This is a genomic window from Candidatus Latescibacter sp. (genome assembly GCA_030692375.1).
Lineage (GTDB): Bacteria > Latescibacterota > Latescibacteria > Latescibacterales > Latescibacteraceae > JAUYCD01.
Window position 1 is genome coordinate 19171 of sequence record JAUYCD010000109.1, and the last position, 22466, is coordinate 41636.

15 protein-coding genes are annotated in these 22466 nt (G+C 50.7%); 14 read left to right on the plus strand and 1 reads right to left on the minus strand.

The annotated features are described in order from the left end of the window. Positions 1-7 precede the first annotated feature (7 nt). Positions 8-1084: a uroporphyrinogen decarboxylase family protein gene (locus Q8O92_06750; GenBank protein ID MDP2983008.1), complete on the minus strand. Its 1077-nt coding sequence runs from the start codon at positions 1082-1084 to the stop codon at positions 8-10. A gap of 360 nt (positions 1085-1444) precedes the next feature. Between Q8O92_06750 and dnaK the strand changes: the two genes are divergently transcribed. The 14 genes from dnaK to guaA all read left to right on the plus strand — a co-directional run bounded on the left by dnaK (position 1445) and on the right by guaA (position 22466). After that, positions 1445-3388 (plus strand): molecular chaperone DnaK, encoded by a 1944-nt coding sequence (dnaK, locus tag Q8O92_06755; protein ID MDP2983009.1) that lies wholly within the window; start codon positions 1445-1447, stop codon positions 3386-3388. Between the two features lie 231 nt (positions 3389-3619). Beyond that, a complete protein-coding gene (gene groES / locus Q8O92_06760; protein MDP2983010.1) occupies positions 3620-3910 on the plus strand; it encodes a co-chaperone GroES in 291 nt (96 codons plus the stop codon). Positions 3911-3951: 41 nt separating this feature from the next. Next, a complete protein-coding gene (gene groL, locus Q8O92_06765) occupies positions 3952-5595 on the plus strand; it encodes a chaperonin GroEL (protein MDP2983011.1) in 1644 nt (547 codons plus the stop codon). Between the two features lie 134 nt (positions 5596-5729). Next, a complete protein-coding gene (locus Q8O92_06770) occupies positions 5730-6059 on the plus strand; it encodes a nucleotidyltransferase domain-containing protein (GenBank protein ID MDP2983012.1) in 330 nt (109 codons plus the stop codon). Between the two features lie 350 nt (positions 6060-6409). Further along, positions 6410-6784 (plus strand): BlaI/MecI/CopY family transcriptional regulator, encoded by a 375-nt coding sequence (locus tag Q8O92_06775; GenBank protein MDP2983013.1) that lies wholly within the window; start codon positions 6410-6412, stop codon positions 6782-6784. Next, positions 6784-9888, plus strand: coding sequence for a M56 family metallopeptidase (locus tag Q8O92_06780; GenBank protein MDP2983014.1), 3105 nt, complete (start codon positions 6784-6786; stop codon positions 9886-9888). Before Q8O92_06775 ends, Q8O92_06780 begins: the two co-directional genes overlap by 1 nt. 146 nt (positions 9889-10034) lie before the next feature. After that, on the plus strand, positions 10035-12362 hold the full coding sequence (locus Q8O92_06785) for a T9SS type A sorting domain-containing protein (GenBank protein ID MDP2983015.1): 2328 nt from the start codon (positions 10035-10037) through the stop codon (positions 12360-12362). A gap of 305 nt (positions 12363-12667) precedes the next feature. Next, the gene (locus Q8O92_06790) at positions 12668-12931 is read left to right on the plus strand and encodes a DUF2442 domain-containing protein (GenBank protein MDP2983016.1); all 264 of its coding nucleotides are present in this window, start codon (positions 12668-12670) and stop codon (positions 12929-12931) included. 187 nt (positions 12932-13118) lie between these two features. Continuing rightward, a complete protein-coding gene (pheS, locus tag Q8O92_06795; protein MDP2983017.1) occupies positions 13119-14150 on the plus strand; it encodes a phenylalanine--tRNA ligase subunit alpha in 1032 nt (343 codons plus the stop codon). 187 nt (positions 14151-14337) lie between these two features. Continuing rightward, the gene (gene pheT / locus Q8O92_06800) at positions 14338-16905 is read left to right on the plus strand and encodes a phenylalanine--tRNA ligase subunit beta (protein MDP2983018.1); all 2568 of its coding nucleotides are present in this window, start codon (positions 14338-14340) and stop codon (positions 16903-16905) included. Positions 16906-17010: 105 nt separating this feature from the next. Next, positions 17011-18327: an endonuclease/exonuclease/phosphatase family protein gene (locus Q8O92_06805; protein ID MDP2983019.1), complete on the plus strand. Its 1317-nt coding sequence runs from the start codon at positions 17011-17013 to the stop codon at positions 18325-18327. A gap of 170 nt (positions 18328-18497) precedes the next feature. Continuing rightward, positions 18498-20099, plus strand: a complete 1602-nt coding sequence (gene nadB, locus Q8O92_06810; GenBank protein MDP2983020.1) for an L-aspartate oxidase — start codon at positions 18498-18500, stop codon at positions 20097-20099. 96 nt (positions 20100-20195) lie between these two features. After that, a complete protein-coding gene (locus Q8O92_06815; GenBank protein ID MDP2983021.1) occupies positions 20196-20564 on the plus strand; it encodes a four helix bundle protein in 369 nt (122 codons plus the stop codon). A 96-nt stretch (positions 20565-20660) separates the two neighbouring features. Beyond that, positions 20661-22466 carry a glutamine-hydrolyzing GMP synthase gene (gene guaA / locus Q8O92_06820; protein ID MDP2983022.1) on the plus strand — a complete coding sequence of 602 codons (1806 nt, stop codon included), beginning with the start codon at positions 20661-20663 and terminating at the stop codon, positions 22464-22466.

The following is a 22466-nucleotide window of genomic DNA, read 5'->3' on the forward strand; positions in this document are numbered from 1 at the left end:
AATCTTTTCAGCCCAGCGGATAGTTCCCATATTCCCGGACGGCGCCGTAAAATGCAAGGATATTTTCCAGCGGCACGTCCGGCTGAAAATTGTGCGAAGGCCCCAGGATAAGTCCCCCGCCTGGCCCGACCGTCCTGATACGCAGTTTCACTTCTTCCTCTACATCATGGGGAGAGCCAAAGGGCATTACATCCTGGATATCCACTGTGCCCCAGAAGCTTAGATTTTTTCCGAAGCGCTGTTTCAGGTGCGCCGGGTCCATGGATTTCGGCTGGACGGCGTTCAGGATATCCACACCGATTTCGATGTATTCGGGAAGGAGGCTTTCGATGTTGCCGTCGCTGTGGTAGGCGATTTTCACATCGGGCTCTATCTTCCGGAATTCCTGTATCAGTGAGGCATACCGGGGTTTGAAGAATTCCCGCCATGTATCCGGAGAAACGATGAGTGAATGCTGGGTTCCGAAGTCATCCCCCAGCCAGAGAATATCCACTCCGAGTCCTGCAAGGGTCTTGCCGGTAACCAGTTGAAAGCCGTAAAGCTTATCCAGGAGAGCATGGGCGAAATCCTTGTTCAGCATCAGGTCTGCCAGGAATTCCTCATAACCGCGCAGATACCAGGCAGCTTCGAACAGGGTGCAGGGCATGCCTCCGACAATGACATGGGTACTGCCGTGCTCAGTGAGAAGCCTGCGGGCCGAATCATATCTCCAGGATTCGTGAGGGTCGGGACAGGAGAAAGAGGAGAGTTGGTTTCCATCGCGGAGGGGGCGTTTCACCATCTCCGTGTAGCGGCCGTGCGGGATGTCAACCCAGCGCCAGCCGATCCCCCATTCGCAGGTGTATTCCTTTTCTTCTCTGGCATAGTAGCTCGTGGCGATACCATGCCAGGCCACCAGGATGTCGTGCCCCATGACCAGCGGAAGTTCCGAGACCTTGCCGCTGTAGGCTTCGGCGGTAGAGTTCCGGAGCCTGAGATGCCGGGAGAGCTTTTCGGCGGCCTCGGGGGTAAAATCCGCATGAATGGGGACCCTGTCCGGCTCTTCGTGGTTGATGGCGGTCAGAACCCGTTCTCGTGAGGTCATGAGTGAGTTTCCTTTTCGATTCATGGAAAAGACAACATCAGGGTTTTCCCCTCGCCCGTTTATGGGAGAGGAGACATGGGGTGAGGGCAAAAGCGTTTCAGTGCTAAAATTAGGAAAAGCTTCCGTGGAGTCAAGAGTATTTGTCAGAGTGAAGAAAAAAGGCGGACAAGATTCCCTGCCATATAGACATTACATATGTCATAATGACATCAGGCCGTATAATTCAAGGGATAATTTGTAATGTACTCTATTCGCATGTAATTATTAATACAAGAGTTACATTAAATGTACATGCTTGGCGCGTTTTTTGCGCAGATTCTATTACCTAAGAAGATTATAACTTGATAAGGAGGAAGTACTATGGCAAAAACAATTGGCATTGATTTGGGGACAACCAACTCGGTGGTGGCTGTACTCGAAGGAGGGCAGCCGGTTGTTATTCCGAACCAGGAAGGCGGGAGAACAACCCCGAGCGTGGTTGCTTTTACAGATAAAGGCGAAAGGCTGGTCGGCCAGATCGCCAAACGGCAGGCTATAACCAATCCCCACCGTACCGTCTATTCCATCAAAAGGTTCATGGGGAGAAAATACAATGAAGTCCTGAACGAAATCAAGACGGTTCCCTACAAAGTGGAAATGGGAGAAAACGAGACTGCCCGGGTCGAAATAGAGGGAAAGCATTTTTCTCCGCCGGAGATATCCGCTCTCATTCTTCAGAAGATGAAACAGACCGCGGAAGATTATCTTGGCGAGAAGGTTACCGATGCCATTGTAACCGTCCCCGCCTATTTCAACGATGCCCAACGTCAGGCCACCAAAGATGCCGGCCGTATCGCGGGTCTTAATGTAAAGAGAATCATAAACGAACCGACCGCAGCTTCACTCGCCTATGGATTAGACAAAAAGCATGACGAAAAAATTGCTGTATTCGACCTTGGCGGCGGAACATTCGACATCTCCATACTGGAGCTTGGCGACGGGGTATTCGAGGTGCTGTCCACCAACGGAGATACGCATCTCGGGGGAGATGATTTCGACCAGCGGCTGGTGGACTGGCTGGCTGATAATTTCAAAAAACAGGAAGGAATCGATCTGAGAAAAGATCCGATGGCCCTTCAGCGGCTCAAGGAGGCTGCTGAAAAAGCCAAGATCGAGCTTTCGAACACCCTGCAGACAGACATCAACCTCCCGTTTATTACCGCGGACGCCACCGGCCCGAAACACCTGAATATTACCCTGACCAGGGCGACATTTGAGGAAATGGTCAAGGACCTCATCGAACGTGCGCGCAAGCCGGTTGAAAATGCCCTCCGGGATGCCGGACAGAGTTCACAGCAGATAGACGAGGTAATTTTAGTAGGAGGCTCCACCAGAATCCCGAAAGTAGTGGACCTTGTACGGGAGATGTTTGGCAAGGAACCGCACAAAGGGGTCAATCCTGATGAGGTTGTTGCACTCGGCGCGGCAATCCAGGGAGGTGTTTTGACCGGTGAGGTGAAGGATATACTCTTATTGGATGTCACCCCTCTCTCTCTCGGAATCGAGACCCTTGGCGGAGTATTCACCAAGCTTATAGAACGGAACACCACCATTCCCACAAAGAAGAGCGAAGTATTCTCAACTGCCGCGGACAGCCAGACTTCGGTGGAAATCCATGTTCTCCAGGGGGAACGTGAGATGGCCGCCGACAACCGTACCATCGGTCGGTTCCATCTGGACGGCCTTCCTCCTGCGCCGCGGGGGATTCCGCAGATTGAGGTTACCTTTGACATTGACGCCAACGGAATATTGAATGTGTCCGCCAAGGACCGGGCGACATCCAAGGAGCAGAATATACGTATCGAAGCTTCCAGCGGCCTGAATGAGTCCGAAATCCAGAAGATGGTTAAAGATGCCCAGGTTCACGCCAATGAGGATAAGCAGAAACGCGATGAAATTCAAACCCGCAACCAGACCGACCAACTCGTGTATCAGACGGAAAAAAACCTGAAGGATCTGGGAGACCGTCTGGATGCTGACGCCAAAGCGAAGGTGGAGGCTGCGCTTGAACGGGCAAGACAAGCGCTGAAAGGAACGGATGCACGGGAAATCGCTTCGGCTCGCGACGGTCTCACGGCGGCCTGGCACGAAGCGTCTACCAAGCTTTACAGTCAGGGTGGGCCGGGTGGACCCGGCGGTCCTGGGGCGCAGGGTGGTCCGGGAGGTGCTGAAGGCGCTCCACCCACGGGAGAACCAAAGGGGCAGGAAAAGGGTACCAAAGGCGGAGGCTCCCCGGTTGATGCTGATTACGAGGTAATGGATTAATATAATCCGCTGAAAGCCACCCTTAATCGGATTTTACTCCAACAATGCAGGGGTTAACTGCGGCAAACCCCTGCAGTTGTAAAGAATCTGTATACTTTCTCATGTAATTTTCAAAAAATCTTTGATACACGGCATGAAAAATACATATATTATATATCTATTTTTAAAAAATTAGCATTCTCCATTGTCGAGTGCTAATAGATCGTAAACCCCATCAAAGGAGGAGTACCATTGAAAATTAAACCTTTGGCAGACAGAGTCATTGTGAAACCTTCCGATTCTGCGGAAAACAAAACCCCCGGTGGAATTATTATCCCCGACACCGCGAAAGAAAAACCTCAGGAAGGTAAGATTGTGGCCGTAGGACCCGGCAGGATCGATGAAAATGGCAAGATCATACCCATGAATGTCAAGGTCGGAGAAAATGTTCTCTACTCCAAGTACGGCGGTTCCGAGCTGAAGTATGAAGGCGAGGAATACCTCATCATGTCCGAATCCGATATTCTTGCAGTAATCGAATAACCTGTAACGGCTGACAGTAAAACAACGGAGGAAATGATAGAATGGCAAAAAATATTCTTTACAATTCAGATGCACGGGCCAAACTCAAATCAGGTGTAGATCAGATGGCCAATGCAGTCAAGGTAACCCTGGGACCGAAAGGCCGCAATGTGATTCTCGACAAGAAATTCGGCGCTCCCACGGTCACCAAGGACGGAGTCAGCGTGGCCAAGGAAATCGAGCTCAAGGATAAATATGAGAACATAGGCGCCCAGATGCTCAAGGAAGTCGCCACAAAGACTTCCGATGTCGCAGGCGACGGTACCACCACTGCAATAGTGCTTGCCCAGGCAATTTTTGCCGAAGGTTTAAAAAATGTGACCGCAGGCTCGAATCCCATGGAACTGAAAAAAGGAATCGACCTCGCTGTCAGAGCGACAGTGGAGAATCTCGTCAAGATTTCCCGCCCGGTGTCCGGAAAAAAAGAAATCGCCCAGATCGGCACAATCTCTGCCAATAATGACAGTACTATCGGCGATCTGATCGCCCAGGCCATGGATAAGGTGGGCAAAGACGGCGTCATCACTGTGGAAGAAGCGAAGAGCATCGAGACCACACTCGAGGTGGTCGAGGGCATGCAGTTCGACCGCGGCTATATCTCCCCCTATTTTGCGACCAACCCCGACACGATGGAAGCGGTTCTGGAAGACGCCATGATCCTCATCCATGACAAGAAGGTTTCCGGAATGAAAGAGCTTCTTCCCATCCTGGAGAAGGTCAGTCAGATGGGCCTGAATCTCCTCATAATCTCCGAGGATATCGAGGGCGAGGCGCTGGCGACACTGGTGGTCAACAAGCTCCGCGGCGTGCTCCGGGTGGCGGCTGTCAAGGCTCCCGGTTACGGCGACCGTCGCAAAGCCATGCTCCAGGACATTGCCGTTCTCACCGGCGGCAAGGTCATCTCCGATGAAATCGGGTTCAAGCTCGAGAATGTCCAGATTTCCGACCTGGGCAAAGCTGCCCGCATCACCATAGACAAAGACAACACCACCCTCGTCAAGGGCGGGGGCAACCCCGATGAAATCAAGGGCCGTATCAACCAGATTCGCAATCAGATCGAGGAAACAACCTCCGATTACGACCGTGAAAAGCTCCAGGAACGTCTGGCCAAGCTCTCCGGCGGTGTGGCGATTATCAATGTGGGCGCCGCAACCGAAATCGAAATGAAGGAGAAGAAGGCCCGTGTCGAGGACGCTCTCCATGCCACTCGCGCGGCGGTTGAGGAAGGCATCGTGGTCGGCGGCGGAGTCGCTCTTCTTCGCTCGATTGACGCTGTGAGCAAGGTCAAAGCCACAGGTGATGTGGCGGTCGGCGTCGAGATCGTGAAGAAGGCGCTTCGTGAACCGGCCAAGCAGATTGCCAACAACGCCGGTGTCGAAGGCTCGATCGTGGTCATGAAGATCCTTGAACTGACCGAGAATCAGGGATTCAACGCCGCCCTCGAGAAGTATGAAGACCTGATCGAGGCCGGTGTCATCGATCCCACGAAAGTGGTTCGCACCGCTCTCGAGAATGCCGCTTCCATCTCCGCGCTCCTCCTCACCACAGAGGCGATAGTGGCGGAAATTCCGGAAGATAAGGAATCCTCAATGCCCGCCGGCGGCCCGCACGGCGGCGGAATGGGCGGAATGGGCGGAATGTACTAAAAAAGCAAAAGCAACAAGAAATACCGAAAGCGCCTGCAAAAAAAGCGGGCGCTTTTTTATTGATTTGCAATACGATATACGGTATATATTAAATCCATAAGAAATTTATACGGATGTTTTGAAAGGAATATTTCATGAATGATCGGATACACTCAATCCTGGCGATGTTCGAAGGTGATATTCCACCGTTGCTCCGTAATAATATCGTCAAAATACTCATATTTGGATCGTATGCCAGGGGCGAACCCACGAGTGAGTCCGACCTTGATATAGCGGTTATAGTAACAAAAAAAATCCCCAAAATGGTCCAGATGCTGGATGATTGCGCATACCGGGTTATGTGGGAATATGATTTCGATCCGGTTATATCGCTGAAAGTGTTCTCGGAAGATGAGTTTTCCGAAGCGGTGCGGTGCGGCTTTTCTTTTTATCGCAACGTTCTCGACAAGGGGATACCGGTATGAATACAGTACAGGTGGCTGTTGCCTTCTGGATGAAAGCGATTATCTTTGTTGATGCTATGAGAGCGCTTCTTAATGACATTGATGAATGATAGAGAATCCTGACCTCCGGGCAGCGGCTCGCACGGCGGTGGAATGGGTGGAATAGGCAGAATGTACTAAAAAGCAAAAGCAACAAGATATCATGAACGCGCCTGCGAAAAAAAGCGGGCGCTTTTTTTATTGTCTTTACCTCGGAAAACTATTTTTCATATTTTCAAAAATTTCACTTGACAAACCAGCTTTTTCTTGTATTTTACAAAGTAGATTTAAATATTAAATTTAAACATTCAATGAAATGCAGGTAATGAACGATGTCCGAATTACGATTAGGCCGGGTGCAGATGAGAATCATGCAGGTTCTCTGGAAAAAACAGAGGGCGACTGCGCAGGAAATTACCGATGAGATAAATAAGCTGGAGCCGATAAAACACAGCACAGTTCAGACCTTTCTCAGGGTGCTTGCGAAAAAGAAGATTGTAGCATTTGATGTTGAGAAACGCACATTCGTGTATTACCCGATGGCAAACAGCGAAAGTGTCACACAGAGCGCGGTCAGAAATTTTATCGACACCACCTTTTCCGGCTCGCTTGAAGGTATGATCTCCTACATCATCAAAAATGTTGACATATCTCCCGAACAGTTGGAAAAAATCAAAAAATTACTGGATGAAGAGGAAAAATTCTGATGTGGGCCTTCGATTCTTTTGACCGGCTGATTGTCTGGTCAAACGTGATGGCGCCGATTCTGGCCGATCTCATGCTATATTCGACCATCATCGGAGGGATTGGGCTTCTCGGCGCCCGTTTGCTGAAGAAGCGAGGGGCGGTGTATCAATCAGTGTTCCTGCGGCTCAGTCTTCTCGCAATCCTCATAACCCCTATGGCCGCGCTTGTTTTATCTTCATTTGATGTAATGGGTATCCGCCTGCCAATGGCGCAGGTAAAAAGACCGGATACTATCAGGGTGTTTGCGGCCCCGAATGCCTCCGCTCCGGTGCAAAAGAATCTCACATTTAAGCAACCTGCTCCGCAAGAACCAGTTCGCACCAATGACACCCCTATCCGAGGGAAAGACTTACAAAATCGAAAAACCTCGCAGGCGTCTTCAACTGACATAGGCGCAGCGGCTTCAAATCCCGATGATTCACACATGAAGAAAGAATCGCCGCTCTCTTCTCCTGGCGGAAACAGCATTTCGCCCGGGAAAGTTAAGGAAATCAACAAGCCTGGGATGTTTGCCGCTCTGTTTCCGTTTCTCTATGTGACGATTTCTCTTGTATGGATACTCGTTTCACTTATCCTTCTCCTTAAAGCTGTCTTCCACAATCTGTATATCAAATACCTGCTTCTCACCGCATACGATGCAAATCCGGCGCATGTAAAAACCTGCCGTGCTCTCGCCGAAGAATTGCATGTAAAGCCGCCCCGGGTTCTGCAGAGTCCCCGGGTAAAAAGATCCTTTCTGGCTGGTTTTTTTAGTCCCACGATTGTGTTACCGCTTCATGAAAATGAAGTTTCCATGTCGAGCCGTGAGGTGTTTCTTCATGAGTTTGCCCACATGATCCGCCGAGACCACCTCTGGAACCTGGTATGCCAGATGGGGAAGATTATTCTGCCGCTTCAGCCGCTCATGTGGCTTCTTGCCCGTGAAATAGAGGTAACAAGCGAATACGTATGCGATGATTATGTGGTGGTGTACGGAAAAAGCAATAAGAAATATGCTTTTCAGCTCTATTCTATGGCGAAAATGCTCCAGGCGGAGCGCCGTGAGGTATCCGCCGGAGTGGGAATTTTCTCGGTCCGCTCGTATCTCCTTAAACGGATCGAGCGGATTCTCGACCAGTCCCACTCCCGCTTTCTGACCTTGAAATTCCATGAAATGCTGTCATTTATCGTATTATTCCTTTCTTTCGTTGTGCTTACCGGTTTTATCAGTTTCAAAGGGGAGGCGCTCAAACGTAAGGCAATGAATGGGAATTCCTATTCCCGGGGAAACACGCATTCTTTATCGCTTACAAATAAAACTCAAGAAAATCAGCCATCATCTGCCGATTTTAAAAGTGTTTCAGAGAAATCTGCTACCCCAACAGGCGTTACTTCACGTGAGAATCAAAAAGAAAATGCCGTTTCTCCAAAAACTGAGAATCTTTCGGAAGATGCTTCTTCTCCCTATGATATACTTGTACAAAGCGATTCCCCGGTAGTTTCAAATCCTTTTCTTGCCTTGCTGACGACTGAACCCAATTCTGATACTCAGGCCGCACCGGTTACCAATACTCCGGCTGCTTCTGTCCCTGAACTGAAGCTTGAATCAGCAGCGGATGTCAGTGTTCCAACCGGAAGAACAGACGGTAAAAGCAGCAATGAAACGAAAGAGCACCTCGGTTCTCACAACGCTCTCGTAAAGCCTGAACCAATTGAAATGAAAATAAACCCTGGCATCGCCGCGAATATCATACCTGCCGGAATAAAATCTGAGCAGTTCGCCAGTGTGGTCACCCTTACCCAGAATTTCAGGAGCCTCACTCCTCTGGATATGCGGGCGAGGACACTGCAATACACTTCAGCAAGCGCCAGCCAGCTTGACCCGGTCTGGTCGCCGGACGGTAAATCCATCGCTTTCACCGACGGTCAGTACGGGGTCTGGGTCGTTCCGGCGGAGGGGGGAGAGCCGGTTCTTGTGTATGACAACTATTATAAATCGAGTTGGCATGGAATAAAATTCCATTCTGTGGGAAGTATGGATACTTTCGGGTTCACACCGGACGGACAGAAACTCCTGTTCCAGTATTTCCTTATAGATGAAAATAGGGGAACAAAGGTTACCATGGAGCGGGACAAATACGGCAGTGTTACAATCTATCAGATCGATGGGCTGGTTCCGGTCATCATGAGCGTCGATATCAAGACCGGGACGATTGCCGCGGTGCGCCAGGAAGCGGAAAAAGGCCAATACAGTCATAATGGAAGGTATCTGGCATTTATCAACTACGATCACCGGTATTTCACCGATCCCAACGAATCCTTCCATATGCAGGACCTGACGGTTCAGGACACCGGAACGGGCGAAATCAGGTATCTGACCTATGGGCAGTATCGTATTCAAAACTTCTGTTTTGCGCCTGATGGTGTTTCGGTGCTCGCCTATATGACGCCTCGTGATGGAAGTTCTTCTGCGGGCATCTATCGTATCCCGCTCAAAGGAGGCAAAGCCGAAAAGCTTCCTGTCTCTCTTGCAGGCGAGAGCGGCGGCAACCTCCAGTGTTCGCCGGATGGCCGGTGGATCATCTACTCCGAAAAGAGATCGGATCAACACACCATCGTGTACTATGATGTATTGACCGGCGCCGAGCGGCGTAAGACGCTTCCGGCAGCCACCAAAGGGGTGAGCCTTTCCCCTGACGGAACAAAATTCTGTTCGGTGATGGACACGGGAATATCCGAACCGGTTTTTAAACTCTTCCTGTCCGGTTCTTTGAACATGCCCGCCGGTGTGCAGACGATCGCGCCGGTCGGATTCGCCATAAGGGGGAATTACCCGAATCCGTTCAACCAGTCCACGGTTATCGAGTACACCCTTCCCGAATCCGGGGAAGTTACTCTTGAAATATATAACGTTCTCGGCCAGAAAGTCCGTAGGCTGGTATCCGAGACCATTCAGCCGGGCCGTCATACTGCGAGGTGGGACGGCCGAACCGACAAAGGCCTGACAGTATCTACGGGAACCTATATCATGCGGCTCAGCATGGGTAAGTTTGTAGTCACGAAAAATATCATGGTGCTTAAATAAGGAAAGGAGGTGAACCCGGCATCGAGTCTGTTCGGAGGCGCTCTCAATTGAAAGTACTAAAGCTTTTTCGGGGTCATGTATCGGGGTCAGATAAATTTCTCATCAACTTTTCAAAGTGCATCAAAAATGTAACGGAGGTTGGAACCATGAAAACAAAAATCATCACCCTGGTAATGATCCTGTGCGCACTCTGCGCCTTCTCAACGTTCGCTCTGCAGATCGATCCCGGAACGGGGACAAGGATCAGCGACTCGACACTACTTTCCCCGGTTTGGTCGCCTGATGGTAAATGGATTGCAAGTTTAGGTTTTGATGGGAAATGGTGGTTACAATTAACCCCATCTGAGGGAGGAGCGACAGAAAAGCTCTATACTCCAACCCCTTCCGAGGGATATATCCTTGGTTTAACAAAAAAACCCTGTTTCACTCCAGATAGCCAGGAGGTCGTGTTTACCTATTCTCTCATAGATAAGAATCGGGGAACCATTGTTAACATGGTAAATGGGAGTGGGTCAATTATTAATCAAATCCCTATAATAATGGCGGTCAACATCAAATCAAAAGCCACCCGTGTTATCCGTGAGGAAGCAGAAAACGCACGATATAGTCACAACGGCCGATATTTCGCCTATGTGAATTACGACCACCGGGCAGTGACCGATCCGGCGCATGCCGAGCACCACTACTCACTTGCTGTCTATGACACGGTTACAAAGGAGACGAAATATCTCACCGACAACCTGGGAGTTAGAACTGGAGATTTTTCTTTCAGTTCGGATGATACCTATCTTGCAGTCTATATATCAGAATCCAATGGTCCTCCTAAAATCTACCGGATCAATCTGGATGGAAGCAACACAGAAGAGATAAGCTCATCAGATAATCCCTGGAAACTACCTTTTTTCTCCACCCCGGAATGTTCTCCTGGTGGAGGCTGGATCATGTATACTGCAAGTGAATCGACCAATACTACAAGGGCATTGCTCGTATATGACACCGCAACAAAAAAAACCACACCTGTTTTCCCGATCAGCACTGTCCAAAATACCGCTGGCACCTGGTCCCCGGACGGCAAAAAATTCTGCTGCTCCCTGGTGTTAAAGAGTACGAACAAGGGAGCACTGTATACGTATGATTTTATTGAAAAAAATCTTGGCAAAGAACCGGTTTTGCAGGAAGTCGCCCAATATATTCCACAAGGTTTCGGCACAAAACTGATCAACATCAATTTGAATGCCATCAGCCCATCCGACAGCAGCCTGTATCAGGGAACAAAAATACTGGAAACAAACCAGCAGTTTGCAGTCTGGTCGCCCGATGGCAAATGGATCGCGGTGTCAACACCGGTTGCAAATATGATCTGGATAGTGCCGGCCGGTGGAGGCGCCCCGATCAACGTGGCTGATTTTACTCATAACACGGTCTATAAGGGATATGAATTGGCTAGTTTCGGCTCTCCGACCGTGACGGCTTTTACACCGGACAGCCAGGAAATTGTCTACAATACTACGATCATTGATGAGTCCAGAGGCACGACTGTCACAATCACAGATGAAATCACATCAACCGGAACCAGACATTTTGGAGTTTCTGTTATGCAGCCCATAAATGTGATAAAGGCTGTCAATATTTATACCGGCGCGATCCGCCTGGTCATGGATGCCGCATCATGGGGAACGTTTAGCCATAACGGAAAATATTTTGCATATACTTCCAGCATTACTCCTAAAGATCCCGTAACGATCAATATCCTTGATATGGAAACGAAGAAATCACGAATCTTTTATAACGGCGGAGGTCAACCGGTCTGTTTCAACAAGGATGATTCTTATCTTGTTGCAATAGCCGGACCCGGAGGGGGCTATACAATGCTGCCTTTGGGCCAGGGTGGCGAAAAAAAGGTTCCCCAATATACTACCAGCATGTCGCCTGATGACCGGTTCGTAATCTATGGAGCTCTTGCAGGGGCCGGTGTAGTCATTCGACTGTATGATATGGTCCTGGGAAAAACGATCAATGTTTTACCCGAGGGAACAGAATTTCAAAGTTGGAACGGTTCATTTTCCCCTGACGGCAAAAAGTTCTGTTATCAACTGATAAGCAAGGTTGAACCAAGCTGGACCCGCCTCTATGTCCGCGATTTCAACCCGGCGGAATTCTCTTCGATAACCAGCGTCGATATCGCCAAACCTCTTGAATTTGCCCTCCAGGGTAACTATCCCAACCCATTTAACCCTTCGACATCTATCCAATTTTCCCTTGCAAAGGCAGGGAAAGTGAATCTGACGATATACAGCGTGGCCGGCCAGAAGATACGTGAACTCTTCACGAATACCGAAATGACCCCCGGGATTCACCACGTGCTTTGGGACGGCCGCGATGATCTTGGCAAGCCAGTCTCATCAGGCGTTTACATAACCAGGCTGCACATGGGCGGGAAGGCGCTTGCAGGCCGGATGCTGCTCATGAAGTAGCTTCACATTCAATCGTGTGGACAAGAGGCGCCCGAAACGGCGCCTCTTTAAGTAGAATGCCGAAAAGGTGAAAATTTTCCGGAATTTTTTTTGTATCTTGACAGCCTTTATTCTGTAGAGTATTTTCAATCTTAGCCTTTATATGATAAAAGAAATCCCCTCTGCCTGTCGGCATCTCCCCTTATTAAGGGGAGAATTATACGGGGCTGTCTTTTTTCCTTTGTACCCCCTTAACAAGGGGGTCGCCGTTAAACGGCGGGGGGATTTTATCCTTGAGTAAAGGATAGATCAGGTTAATTAAATATATGAAACGTTCCTTCATTAACACTTCAACCGTTGAAGTGACTAACATATCAAAGCACGGTTTCTGGATACTGATCGGGAGCGAAGAGCTGTATTTACCGTTCAAGGACTTCCCCTGGTTCCAGAAAGCGACAGTGTCTTCCATTCTCAAGGTGGAACTTAATGGCGAGGAGCATCTCTATTGGCCGGAACTCGATATTGACCTTACCCTTGACTCGATTCGGTACCCGGAAAATTATCCCCTTATATCAAAATTCGATGCCTGAATCCTTCTATCAAACCTGTTGATTTACCCTCACGATTTTCCTATCTTATTTTTTCCATATTATTTTTACACCTTTGTATAACGTCAAAATTCAACAGTTAATTAATTTATAGAAACTCGCCCTTGTATTGAACCCGGTTCTTCCCCTCTCTTGAAAGAGAGGGGGCAGGGGGTGAGTTTCAGGAGGTTTGAGTATGATATCCATGGACGGGTTGCGCGGGCAGTTTCTCCGAGATGTCGAAACTGTGCAGTCCATGAAGGATCTGGAGTCGGTTCAGATACAATACCTGGGCCGGAAAGGGCTTCTGGCGGAGTTCCGCAAGAATGTGGATTTCCGGGCATTGAGCGAGGAGGAACGGGGCGCGCTCGGCAAGAGCTTCAACGACCTTAAAAACCTGATGGAGAACTCCCTCGGTGAGGCGAAGAGCAGGCTGGAGTCGGCGGCAACAGTGTCCGGGCCGTGCATCGACCTGACCCTGCCCGGCGCCGGGCAGTCGCTCGGATCGCTCCATCCGATCACCCTGGTGCAGATGGAATTGGAGAACATCTTCATGAGCATGGGTTTTGCCATCGAGACCGGTTTCGATGTGGAGACGGAGTACTATAACTTCGACTCCCTGAACATCCCGTTCGATCACCCGGCAAGGGAGATGCAGGACACTTTCTGGCTGACCAACGGCATGCTCTTGAGGACTCATACTTCGGCCAACCAGGTTCGCGCCCTGGAAAAGTACGGCGTCCCCATGAAAGTCATTTTCCCAGGGCGGTGCTTCCGCTATGAAGCCATCGACGCCAACCATGAGAACACCTTTTACCAGCTCGAAGGTCTGATGGTGGACAGAGACATTTCGGTCGCCCACCTTATCAGCGTCATGAAAACCCTTCTCGCCGAAGTGTTCCACCGTGAGGTAGAAGTACGGCTGCGGCCGGGATATTTCCCTTTCGTGGAGCCCGGTTTCGAGCTGGACATCAAGTGTCTCATCTGCGACGGCGGGGGATGCCGTTCATGCAAGGAGGCCGGCTGGCTGGAGCTTCTCCCCTGCGGCCTCGTGCATCCAAACGTGCTCCGGTACGGCGGAGTGGACCCGGAGAAATGGAGCGGGTTTGCGTTCGGTCTGGGACTTACCCGTCTGGCCATGATGAAATTCGGGATTCCAGACATTAGGCTGTTCAATCTTGGTGATATCAGGATGCTGGATCAGTTCCCGGCGACAGTGTGAAAATAAAGTGACAAAGTAAAAACTGTCTGAACCATGATTCGCTTGATTTCATGATTACCATGATTAGATGCCGAAACGAGTTCGGCATGACACGTGTCACCCTGAACTTGTTTCAGGGTCATCATGGTAATCCTTGAATCCCATGAATCATGGTTCAGACAATCTGTGAGAAAGGGTTGAATTTTTCATGAAACTTTCGCTCGAATGGCTCGGACAGTATGTTGACCTTGCCGACCTTTCACCAAAAGATATCGCCTATAAACTGACCATGTCCACCGCTGAGGTCGAGGATGTGGAAATACTGAAACGCGCGGTGAAAGGGATTATAGCCGGAGAGATTATCGAGATTGAACCCATCGATACCGGCGACAGCGGCAAACTCATGCAGTATGTCACTGTGAACACCGGCGCGGAAACCTTCAAAACCGTTTGCGGCGCGCCCAATGTGAAACCGGGCATGAAATCCGCGTTCGCCGCCCCCGGCGCTGTCATCGCTGACAATTTTTTAGTGCAGGAGCAAAAGGTCTTCGGCCTCATGAGCCGGGGAATCCTTTGCAGTCCGAAAGAGCTGGGCTGGGGCGAATCTCACGCCGGGATAATTGCGTTTCCGGACAGTCTGCCAAAAGGAACCGAGCTTGCCTCCCTCGTTCCCGAATACGACCATGTCATCGAGATCGACAACAAGAGCATCACGCATCGCCCCGACCTCTGGGGTCATTACGGTTTCGCGCGGGAGATGGCCGCCATCTACGGGCGTAGTCTTAAACCGCTGGAGTTGATCGATGCTTCGGAAGGAAATGACCTGCCTCCCTTCCCCCTGCGTATCGATGACCGTGAGGGCTGCCCTGGGTATTGCTGCCTGGAAATCGACGGCCTTTCTCCGGCTTTTTCGCCGGTGGAGATGCAGTACCGTCTCCTGGCGGTAGGTCTCCGGCCTATTAACCTGCTGGTAGACTTGACCAATTACCTGATGTGCGAGCTGGGGCAGCCCATGCACTCGTTCGACGGCGAGAGGGTGAGGGATATTATCGTTGCTCCCTTCGGAAAAATCGGCGCCTACCAGACACTGGACAGTGTGGAGCGGAAGATGATTCCCGAAGACCTGATGATCTGCGACCATGACGGCCCCATTGCTCTGGCCGGTATCATGGGCGGCGAGGATTCGGAGGTAAAAGAGGGGACTTCACGGGTGCTTCTGGAAAGCGCCAATTTCAATCCCGCCCGCATCCGGAGGACCATGATCCGTCTCGGGCTGCGCACCGACGCCGGAGTCCGGTTTGAAAAGGGACAGCCGCCCTATCACATGGCTCTTTCCATACGGCGTTTCGTTCATCTCCTCCGCGAGGCGGGGCAGAAAGCGAGGCTCCGCTCGCAGCTTACCTGCGGGGGTGATACCGGAGAAAAAGGCCGCCTTTTGTCCATGGATAAATCGGACCTGACTCGTTCCATCGGTATGGCGATCCCTGACGGGCGGGTGCGGAAGATTCTCGTTTCGCTCGGCTTCGAATGCACGATCAACGACAAGGAGATTCTCCTTGTTATCCCGCCGCACCGGAGTGCGAGGGACATTTCCATTCCCCGCGACATTGTCGAGGAGGTAGCCCGCATCTACGGCTACGACAATATTGTCCCGTCCATGCCTGATATGAAGATGCGGTCCGGTACATTTAATACCGAACTCCAGAAACAGCATAAAATCCGCCGATTCCTGAGCCAGGCTAAGGGATTTTCAGAGGTCCATACCTACAGTTGGTATGATGACATATGGCTCAAACGGATGGCATACAACCCGGGAGAGACGCTGACCCTGGTGAATCCCGCCGCTGAGAACAACACCCGTATGCGCCGTGAGCTTATTCCGAACCTTTTGGAACTGGTGGAAATGAATGCGGTTCACCGCGACACTATCTCATTTTATGAAATAGGCAACGTGTTCCATCCCGCTCTTCGGCAGGCTCAGAGCCCACTGAACTCTGAGCTTGTCGAAGAGTCGAATGGTTTCCGGCAAGCCATGCATCTGGGAGGAGTGGTTTATCAAACGGAAAAAATCGGGAATCTCCAGGAACTTTTCCTGCGTGTAAAAGGGACTGTGGAGGAGATATGCGCATTTACGAATGCGGGGATTCCGGAATTCACCGCCTCGCACTCTTCGGCAGGCTCAGAGCCCACTGATCGAGCACTGAGCTTGTCGAATCGAGCACTGAGCTTGTCGAATCAAGCACTGAGCTTGTCGAATCGAGCACTGAGCTTGTCGAAGTCCGCCAAACCCTGGACTGTACCAGGCTCTTATCTCAATATTCATATTGGTGATTCCTCCGCAGGGCAGATCGGGTATCTTACAGGCAATCTTTTGAACCTTTACGAGCACTTAACGCAGATTGTCTGGTTCGAGCTCCTGGTGGATGTCCTGGCCGGGCCGACTTTCCCCGATGTATTGTATAGCGAGATACCGGTGTACCCCGGTTCCTGGATGGATTTCTCCGTTTTAGCGGATAAGAATCTGAGCTATGCCGTTTTGGGGGAAAGCATAAGGAAGTTTACTCATCCGATTCTCCGAAAGGTAAAGTACCTGTATCTTTTCAGCGGAAATATTAAGGGGGGAGAAAAAGGCCTGCCGGAAGGCGAAAAAAAAATTTCCTATACATTCCGTTTCTGGCTCGGGCTGAAGGATAGAACTTTGACTGGAGATGATCTATCACAATTTAGGGAGTTTTTCCTTCGCTATCTGGAAGAAAACGGACTTGCGCTAAGATAAAGACGGTTACCTCACCCCGGCCCTCTCCTAATTAGGAGAGGGTGCCCGAAGGGCGGGTGAGGTTTTAGGTCAAAATAATCCGCGGCAGGGAATTTAGAGTGGGAAATGAAATCACGATTCAGTTCGATAGTCACCGCTACTCGAAATTTCCTCGTTTCGATGCTCCTCTGGACCTACGCCGGTTTCGTGCTGTTCACCTGGTATGTTGCCCGTCTGACTCCTGACTGGGCTGTTCTTCTAAGGGTGTCTGCCAGTATCCTGAACGACCTTATCTGGATACCTCTGGGAATCATCTTATGGAGCCGGGCGTTCATGCTCTTTTCCGGGATAACCGGTAAAAGCCCATTTAAAAGCTTTATACTCTCTTTTTTCATTGTCACTGGGATTTCTCTATTCGTTATCATTTTACCGGATATTTCATTCAAATTTCTGTTTATTCCTCTTGCGCTTACCATCCTTGCATTTATCCATGCATTGTTTACCAGGCGGCATGGTCATCCAGAACTTGTTTCAGGATCTATTTTGAAAAGGTATGTTCCGCTCTCACTGATTATTCTTCTGACTGTTTTCCATTACCGGTATCAGATGCTCCCCCATAGAATTGAGGCGCGGTCGGGTATTGATATCAAGGTCATGAGTTATAACATTTATTGCGATGGCGGACGGGCTGACCGTGAAAAAGCGATCGAGACTATCCGGGACGAAGGCGCCGATGTAGTGTGCTGCATGGAATTCAACATCATCACAGACAATGAGATATTCAGCCGTGAGCTGGGCGGTCTTTATCCTTACAAAGTGCTCAGCGGAGATCCCCGGGAATCGAAAAGCGGGGCGATAATTCTTTCAAAGTTCCCTGTTACTGTCGAAAAATTGCCTGATAACAAAGGCAACTGGAGCCACCGCATCGAACTGATTCTGGCGGAAGTGGACATGAAAGGAAAGAAAATCCATATCTTGAATTACCACCTGAAGTCTGTTGGTCACTATATCGAGTATGTTGCTGACAAAAAGCTGGATTTCAAAAAGAAAATGGATTTCGCAGCCAGAAATGAGGTGATTTTTGACCGGGAGAAGTATACCCAGGCGAAATATATCGAGAATTTGATCACCACCTCCTCGGAGCCGGTTATCCTCTGCGGTGATTTGAACGATACTCCCAACAGCCGGGCGTTTCATGTCCTGGAAAAGAAGTACACCAACACCTTTTCCGCCCGAGGCTGGGGATTGGGAGCGACCTTTGGTGAAGAGAGGATGAAGGTCAAGCTGCGTAATAAACGGTTTATTTCCTTCCTGGCTCGGGATGTGTTACGGATCGACCACATCTTTGTCACCAAAGGCATGCGGGTGATCTCCGCAGAAGTCCTGAGCGGCGCCAGGGGTTCCGATCATAAACCAGTGGTAGCGGTAGTGCAAATAAAGTAACTGTCCATCTTGACGGTTTCCCCGCTTTTGTCTAATCCACCACATACTGAATACTTCTAACAAAATTCCACACCATAAAGTAGTATTTCAGAATTATCTTTCATGGAAAAATAAGATTTATTATATTTTTTAGTTAATTCAAAAATATAGTGCTTATTCCCGGAGATAAAATGCCGAAGGTAGATTTTCTGATTATAGGGTCCGGTATCGCCGGTCTTTCCTTTGCGCTCAAGGTTGCCAAACTGGGCCGGGTGGCCATCATCACCAAAAAAGGCGATTGCGAGTCTTCCACCAATTACGCCCAGGGGGGCATCGCCAGCGTCCTGGGGAATGATGATTCCCCTGAACGTCATGTCGCCGATACACTGGCTGCCGGCGACGGCATCTGTCATGAAGATATGGTGCGGATGGTTGTCGAAGAGGGCCCGGGGATGATTGAGCAGTTGATTACCTGGGGCTGCCGGTTTAACCGTGAGCCGGACGGAACCCTGTCCCTGGGAAGAGAGGGAGGGCATACCCGTGACCGGATCGTGCACACAGACGATCTTACCGGCCGTGAGATAGAGAGGGCGCTCATCGAGAGGGTGAAAGAGCATGAGAATATAACTTTTCTCAACAACCACATCGCGGTTGACCTCCTTACCGAGCATAATGTGGGGGTGATCAGCAAACACCGCTCCTTCAACTGTTTCGGCGCCTATGTCCTGGATGTTGAGAACGCCCGCATCGAGACTTTCATGGCGGGAACCACCCTTCTTGCCACCGGAGGGACCGGTCAGGTATACCTGCATACTACAAACCCTGAAATCGCCACCGGCGATGGGGTTGCCATGGCATTCCGCGCAGGCGCGAGCGTGGGAAACATGGAATTCATGCAGTTTCATCCCACTACGCTCAATCTCCCGGATGGAGGGTCGTTTCTTATATCGGAAGCGGTAAGGGGATATGGCGGCATTCTGGTGACCGAGAGCGGGAAACGCCTCATGGAGTCTCATCCCATGAAAGACCTGGCTCCCAGAGATATTGTGGCCCGGACAATCGACCATTACCTGAAAAGCAGCGGCCAGGAACAGGTGTACCTCGATATCACCGGATTCGACCCCGGCGCGACCAGGGCGCGATTTCCCCATATCCATGAAACCTGTCTCAGGTATGGTATCGACATTACCAGGGAACAGATTCCGGTTGTTCCGTCGGCGCACTATATGTGCGGAGGGGTGGTTACCGATGCATGGGGACGGACCTCCATTTCCAATCTCTATGCAGCGGGAGAAACGGCATTCACCGGCCTGCACGGCGCGAACCGTCTGGCATCCAATTCCCTTCTCGAAGCGGTGGTCATGGCGGACCGTGCCGCGACGGCGGTGCGCAAAGAGCGCCAGAAACCCCAGGATCTCCCCGAAGTGCCCGACTGGAACGACCGCGGCACTTTTGACCCGGAGGAATGGGTTATCATATCACACGACAGGGAGAATATCCGTCGTCTCATGTGGGATCTGGTCGGCATTGTGCGGAGCGATTTCCGCCTGCGCCGGGCCATGAGCCGTATCGCTCTGATCCGTGAAGAAGTCGAGGAATACTACCGCCGCACCCGGCTTTCGCTCGAGTTGATCGAGCTTCGGAACCTGGCGGTATCGGCCTGGCTTATTGTCGTATGCGCCCGGCACCGCAAGGAATCGCGGGGGCTGCACTATAATACCGATTACCCTGGCCGTGACGATCTGCTCTGGAAACATGATACCGTGATCAGGAATGAAGAGATACTTTTATAAAGAAGGAATCCAGAATCCAGGAGCCAGAATCCAGAATCATGAAGCAAACAAATGAGAATCTAATACTATACATTCTATCGATATCGCGGTTATGAAATGGAACGGTCTCCCGCAAAGAGTTTTGAAGATTTGCTGGTCTGGCAGAAATCACACCGGCTGGTTTTGGGTATATATAGCTTCAGCGAATCATTCCCAAATAAGGAAATGTACGGACTGATATCTCAGATAAGGCGCGCAGCGGTTTCCGTTCCTGCGAATATTGCCGAAGGTTTCAAAAAGCGGGGCTGTAACGATAAGGTTCGCTTCATGAACATAGCACAAGGTTCTTTGGAAGAATGTCGGTACTATCTTATTCTGGCGAAAGATCTAGGATATGGGGACAGCATAAATTTGCTTAAACAGTTGGAAGAGGTGAGTAGACTCCTTGATTCATATTCCCGAACAATTAGTGCACAAAATTCCTGATATTATTGGAAGAAGAATATTCTGCTGTACTAATATATTTTCGCATTTATTCTGGATTCTGGATTCTGGCTCCTGAATTCTTCTTTTTGAGGTTTTATGCTTAAAACAAACAAAATCACCATTCTCGATTTCGGCGGCCAGTACGCCCACCTTATCACCAAGCGGATCCGCCGCCTGGGAGTGTACGCGGATATAAAGCATCCCGATGTGAGCCTGGAGGAATTGGGGCATCCCGGCGGCATCATTCTCTCCGGCGGGCCATCGAGCGTGTATGCAGAGAACGCGCCGCCCTTCAACCGTAAGATTCTCGGGACCGGCATTCCCATTCTGGGCTTGTGTTACGGCATGCAGCTTATCGCCTATTTCCTTGGCGGTGAGGTGCGAAGGCTCGCGAAGCGGGAGTACGGCCGGGCGGAGCTGGAAGTGACCGGGTACTCCCCCCTGTTCGAGGGACTTTCGCGCCGGGAGCTTGTGTGGATGAGTCACGGCGATTCGGTGGCGAGTATCCCTGAAGGTTATCGGAGCATCGGAAAAACTTCCGACTGCCCCTTTGCCGCAGTCAGCAATGAGGAAGAGAAGATTTACGGTTTGCAGTTCCATCCCGAAGTCACCGATACCCCTTCCGGCAGCCGGATTCTGGAAAATTTCATCCGCATCTGCGGCCTTGAGCGGAACTGGTCGATGGAAGGGTATATCGAGGAGAAGATGAAAGAAATCCGGGAGAAGGTAGGCAGCCGTAATGTATTTCTCCTGGTGTCGGGAGGGGTAGATTCCACCGTGACCTTCATGTTACTCAACCGTGCGCTGGGCGAAGACAGGGTGATCGGTATCCACATTGATAACGGGTTCATGCGGAAGAACGAAACCGCCGAAGTGAAGGAAGCCCTCGGCCGGCTCGGATTCCACAATCTCATTGTTGTGGACCGCACGGAAGATTTCCTTCGGGCGGTTGAAGGTCTGACCGACCCGCAGGAAAAGCGGAATGCTATCGGCGATGAATTCATGTATGTGAAAGACCGCGAGCTCGAGGCGCTGCACCTTGATCCCGACCGGTGGCTGCTTGGACAGGGAACGCTCTATCCGGACATAATCGAATCCGGAGGCAGCCGTCACGCCGATATAATCAAGACCCATCACAACCGCACAGATATGATCAAGAAAATGGTGGCGCGCGGTCAGGTGATAGAGCCGCTGGATCAGCTCTACAAGGACGAGGTGCGCGAAGTCGGCGAAAAGCTCGGACTGCCTCACGAGCTGGTCTGGCGTCATCCGTTCCCCGGACCGGGAATCGGAGTCCGGGTTTTGTGCGACCGTGGAGGAGTTTCCTCAGAGGATTTCAAAGAAATCCGCAGCCGGGTGAGAAAAAAAGCAAAACTTGCCGGGTATGAGGCGATGATCCTGCCGGTGAAGAGTGTAGGAGTGCAGGGAGACTGCCGCACTTATGCCCATCCCGCCGCGCTGGACGGCCCGCCGGACTGGGAAAAACTCGAGTTCCTCTCCACCGATATCACGAACGAGATTACCGGAGTGAACCGCGTGGTCCTCAAAATCGGCGGCGGCGCCCTGAAACCGCTTGTGAGCAAGGCTGCCACTCTTACCCGCGACCGACTCGACCTCCTCCGCGAGGCCGATAACCAGGCGATGCAGGTGCTCCGCGAGCATGGATTGTATGCAGAGATTTTTCAGATGCCGGTGGTTCTTCTGCCCATATCGTCCGATGGTGTGAAAGAGAGCATAGTCATACGGCCGCTCCGGTCATCGGATGTGATGACCGCAAAGTTCTACCGGATGCCGGTCGGGAGTGTAGAGGAGATCGCAAGGAGGATTCTTGCGCTGGGGGTCATCGAGTATGTATTTTACGACCTCACCAACAAACCGCCGGGAACGTTCGAGTGGGAATGA

What these genes read in the sequence shown, in the direction of transcription:
- Q8O92_06750 (MDP2983008.1), bottom strand. Translation starts at nt 1,084, where the DNA reads ATGACCTCACGAGAACGGGTTCTGACCGCCATCAACCACGAAGAGCCG.
- dnaK (MDP2983009.1), top strand. Translation starts at nt 1,445, where the DNA reads ATGGCAAAAACAATTGGCATTGATTTGGGGACAACCAACTCGGTGGTG.
- groL (MDP2983011.1), top strand. Translation starts at nt 3,952, where the DNA reads ATGGCAAAAAATATTCTTTACAATTCAGATGCACGGGCCAAACTCAAA.
- Q8O92_06770 (MDP2983012.1), top strand. Translation starts at nt 5,730, where the DNA reads ATGAATGATCGGATACACTCAATCCTGGCGATGTTCGAAGGTGATATT.
- Q8O92_06775 (MDP2983013.1), top strand. Translation starts at nt 6,410, where the DNA reads ATGTCCGAATTACGATTAGGCCGGGTGCAGATGAGAATCATGCAGGTT.
- Q8O92_06780 (MDP2983014.1), top strand. Translation starts at nt 6,784, where the DNA reads ATGTGGGCCTTCGATTCTTTTGACCGGCTGATTGTCTGGTCAAACGTG.
- Q8O92_06785 (MDP2983015.1), top strand. Translation starts at nt 10,035, where the DNA reads ATGAAAACAAAAATCATCACCCTGGTAATGATCCTGTGCGCACTCTGC.
- Q8O92_06790 (MDP2983016.1), top strand. Translation starts at nt 12,668, where the DNA reads ATGAAACGTTCCTTCATTAACACTTCAACCGTTGAAGTGACTAACATA.
- pheT (MDP2983018.1), top strand. Translation starts at nt 14,338, where the DNA reads ATGAAACTTTCGCTCGAATGGCTCGGACAGTATGTTGACCTTGCCGAC.
- Q8O92_06805 (MDP2983019.1), top strand. Translation starts at nt 17,011, where the DNA reads ATGAAATCACGATTCAGTTCGATAGTCACCGCTACTCGAAATTTCCTC.
- nadB (MDP2983020.1), top strand. Translation starts at nt 18,498, where the DNA reads ATGCCGAAGGTAGATTTTCTGATTATAGGGTCCGGTATCGCCGGTCTT.
- Q8O92_06815 (MDP2983021.1), top strand. Translation starts at nt 20,196, where the DNA reads ATGGAACGGTCTCCCGCAAAGAGTTTTGAAGATTTGCTGGTCTGGCAG.
- guaA (MDP2983022.1), top strand. Translation starts at nt 20,661, where the DNA reads ATGCTTAAAACAAACAAAATCACCATTCTCGATTTCGGCGGCCAGTAC.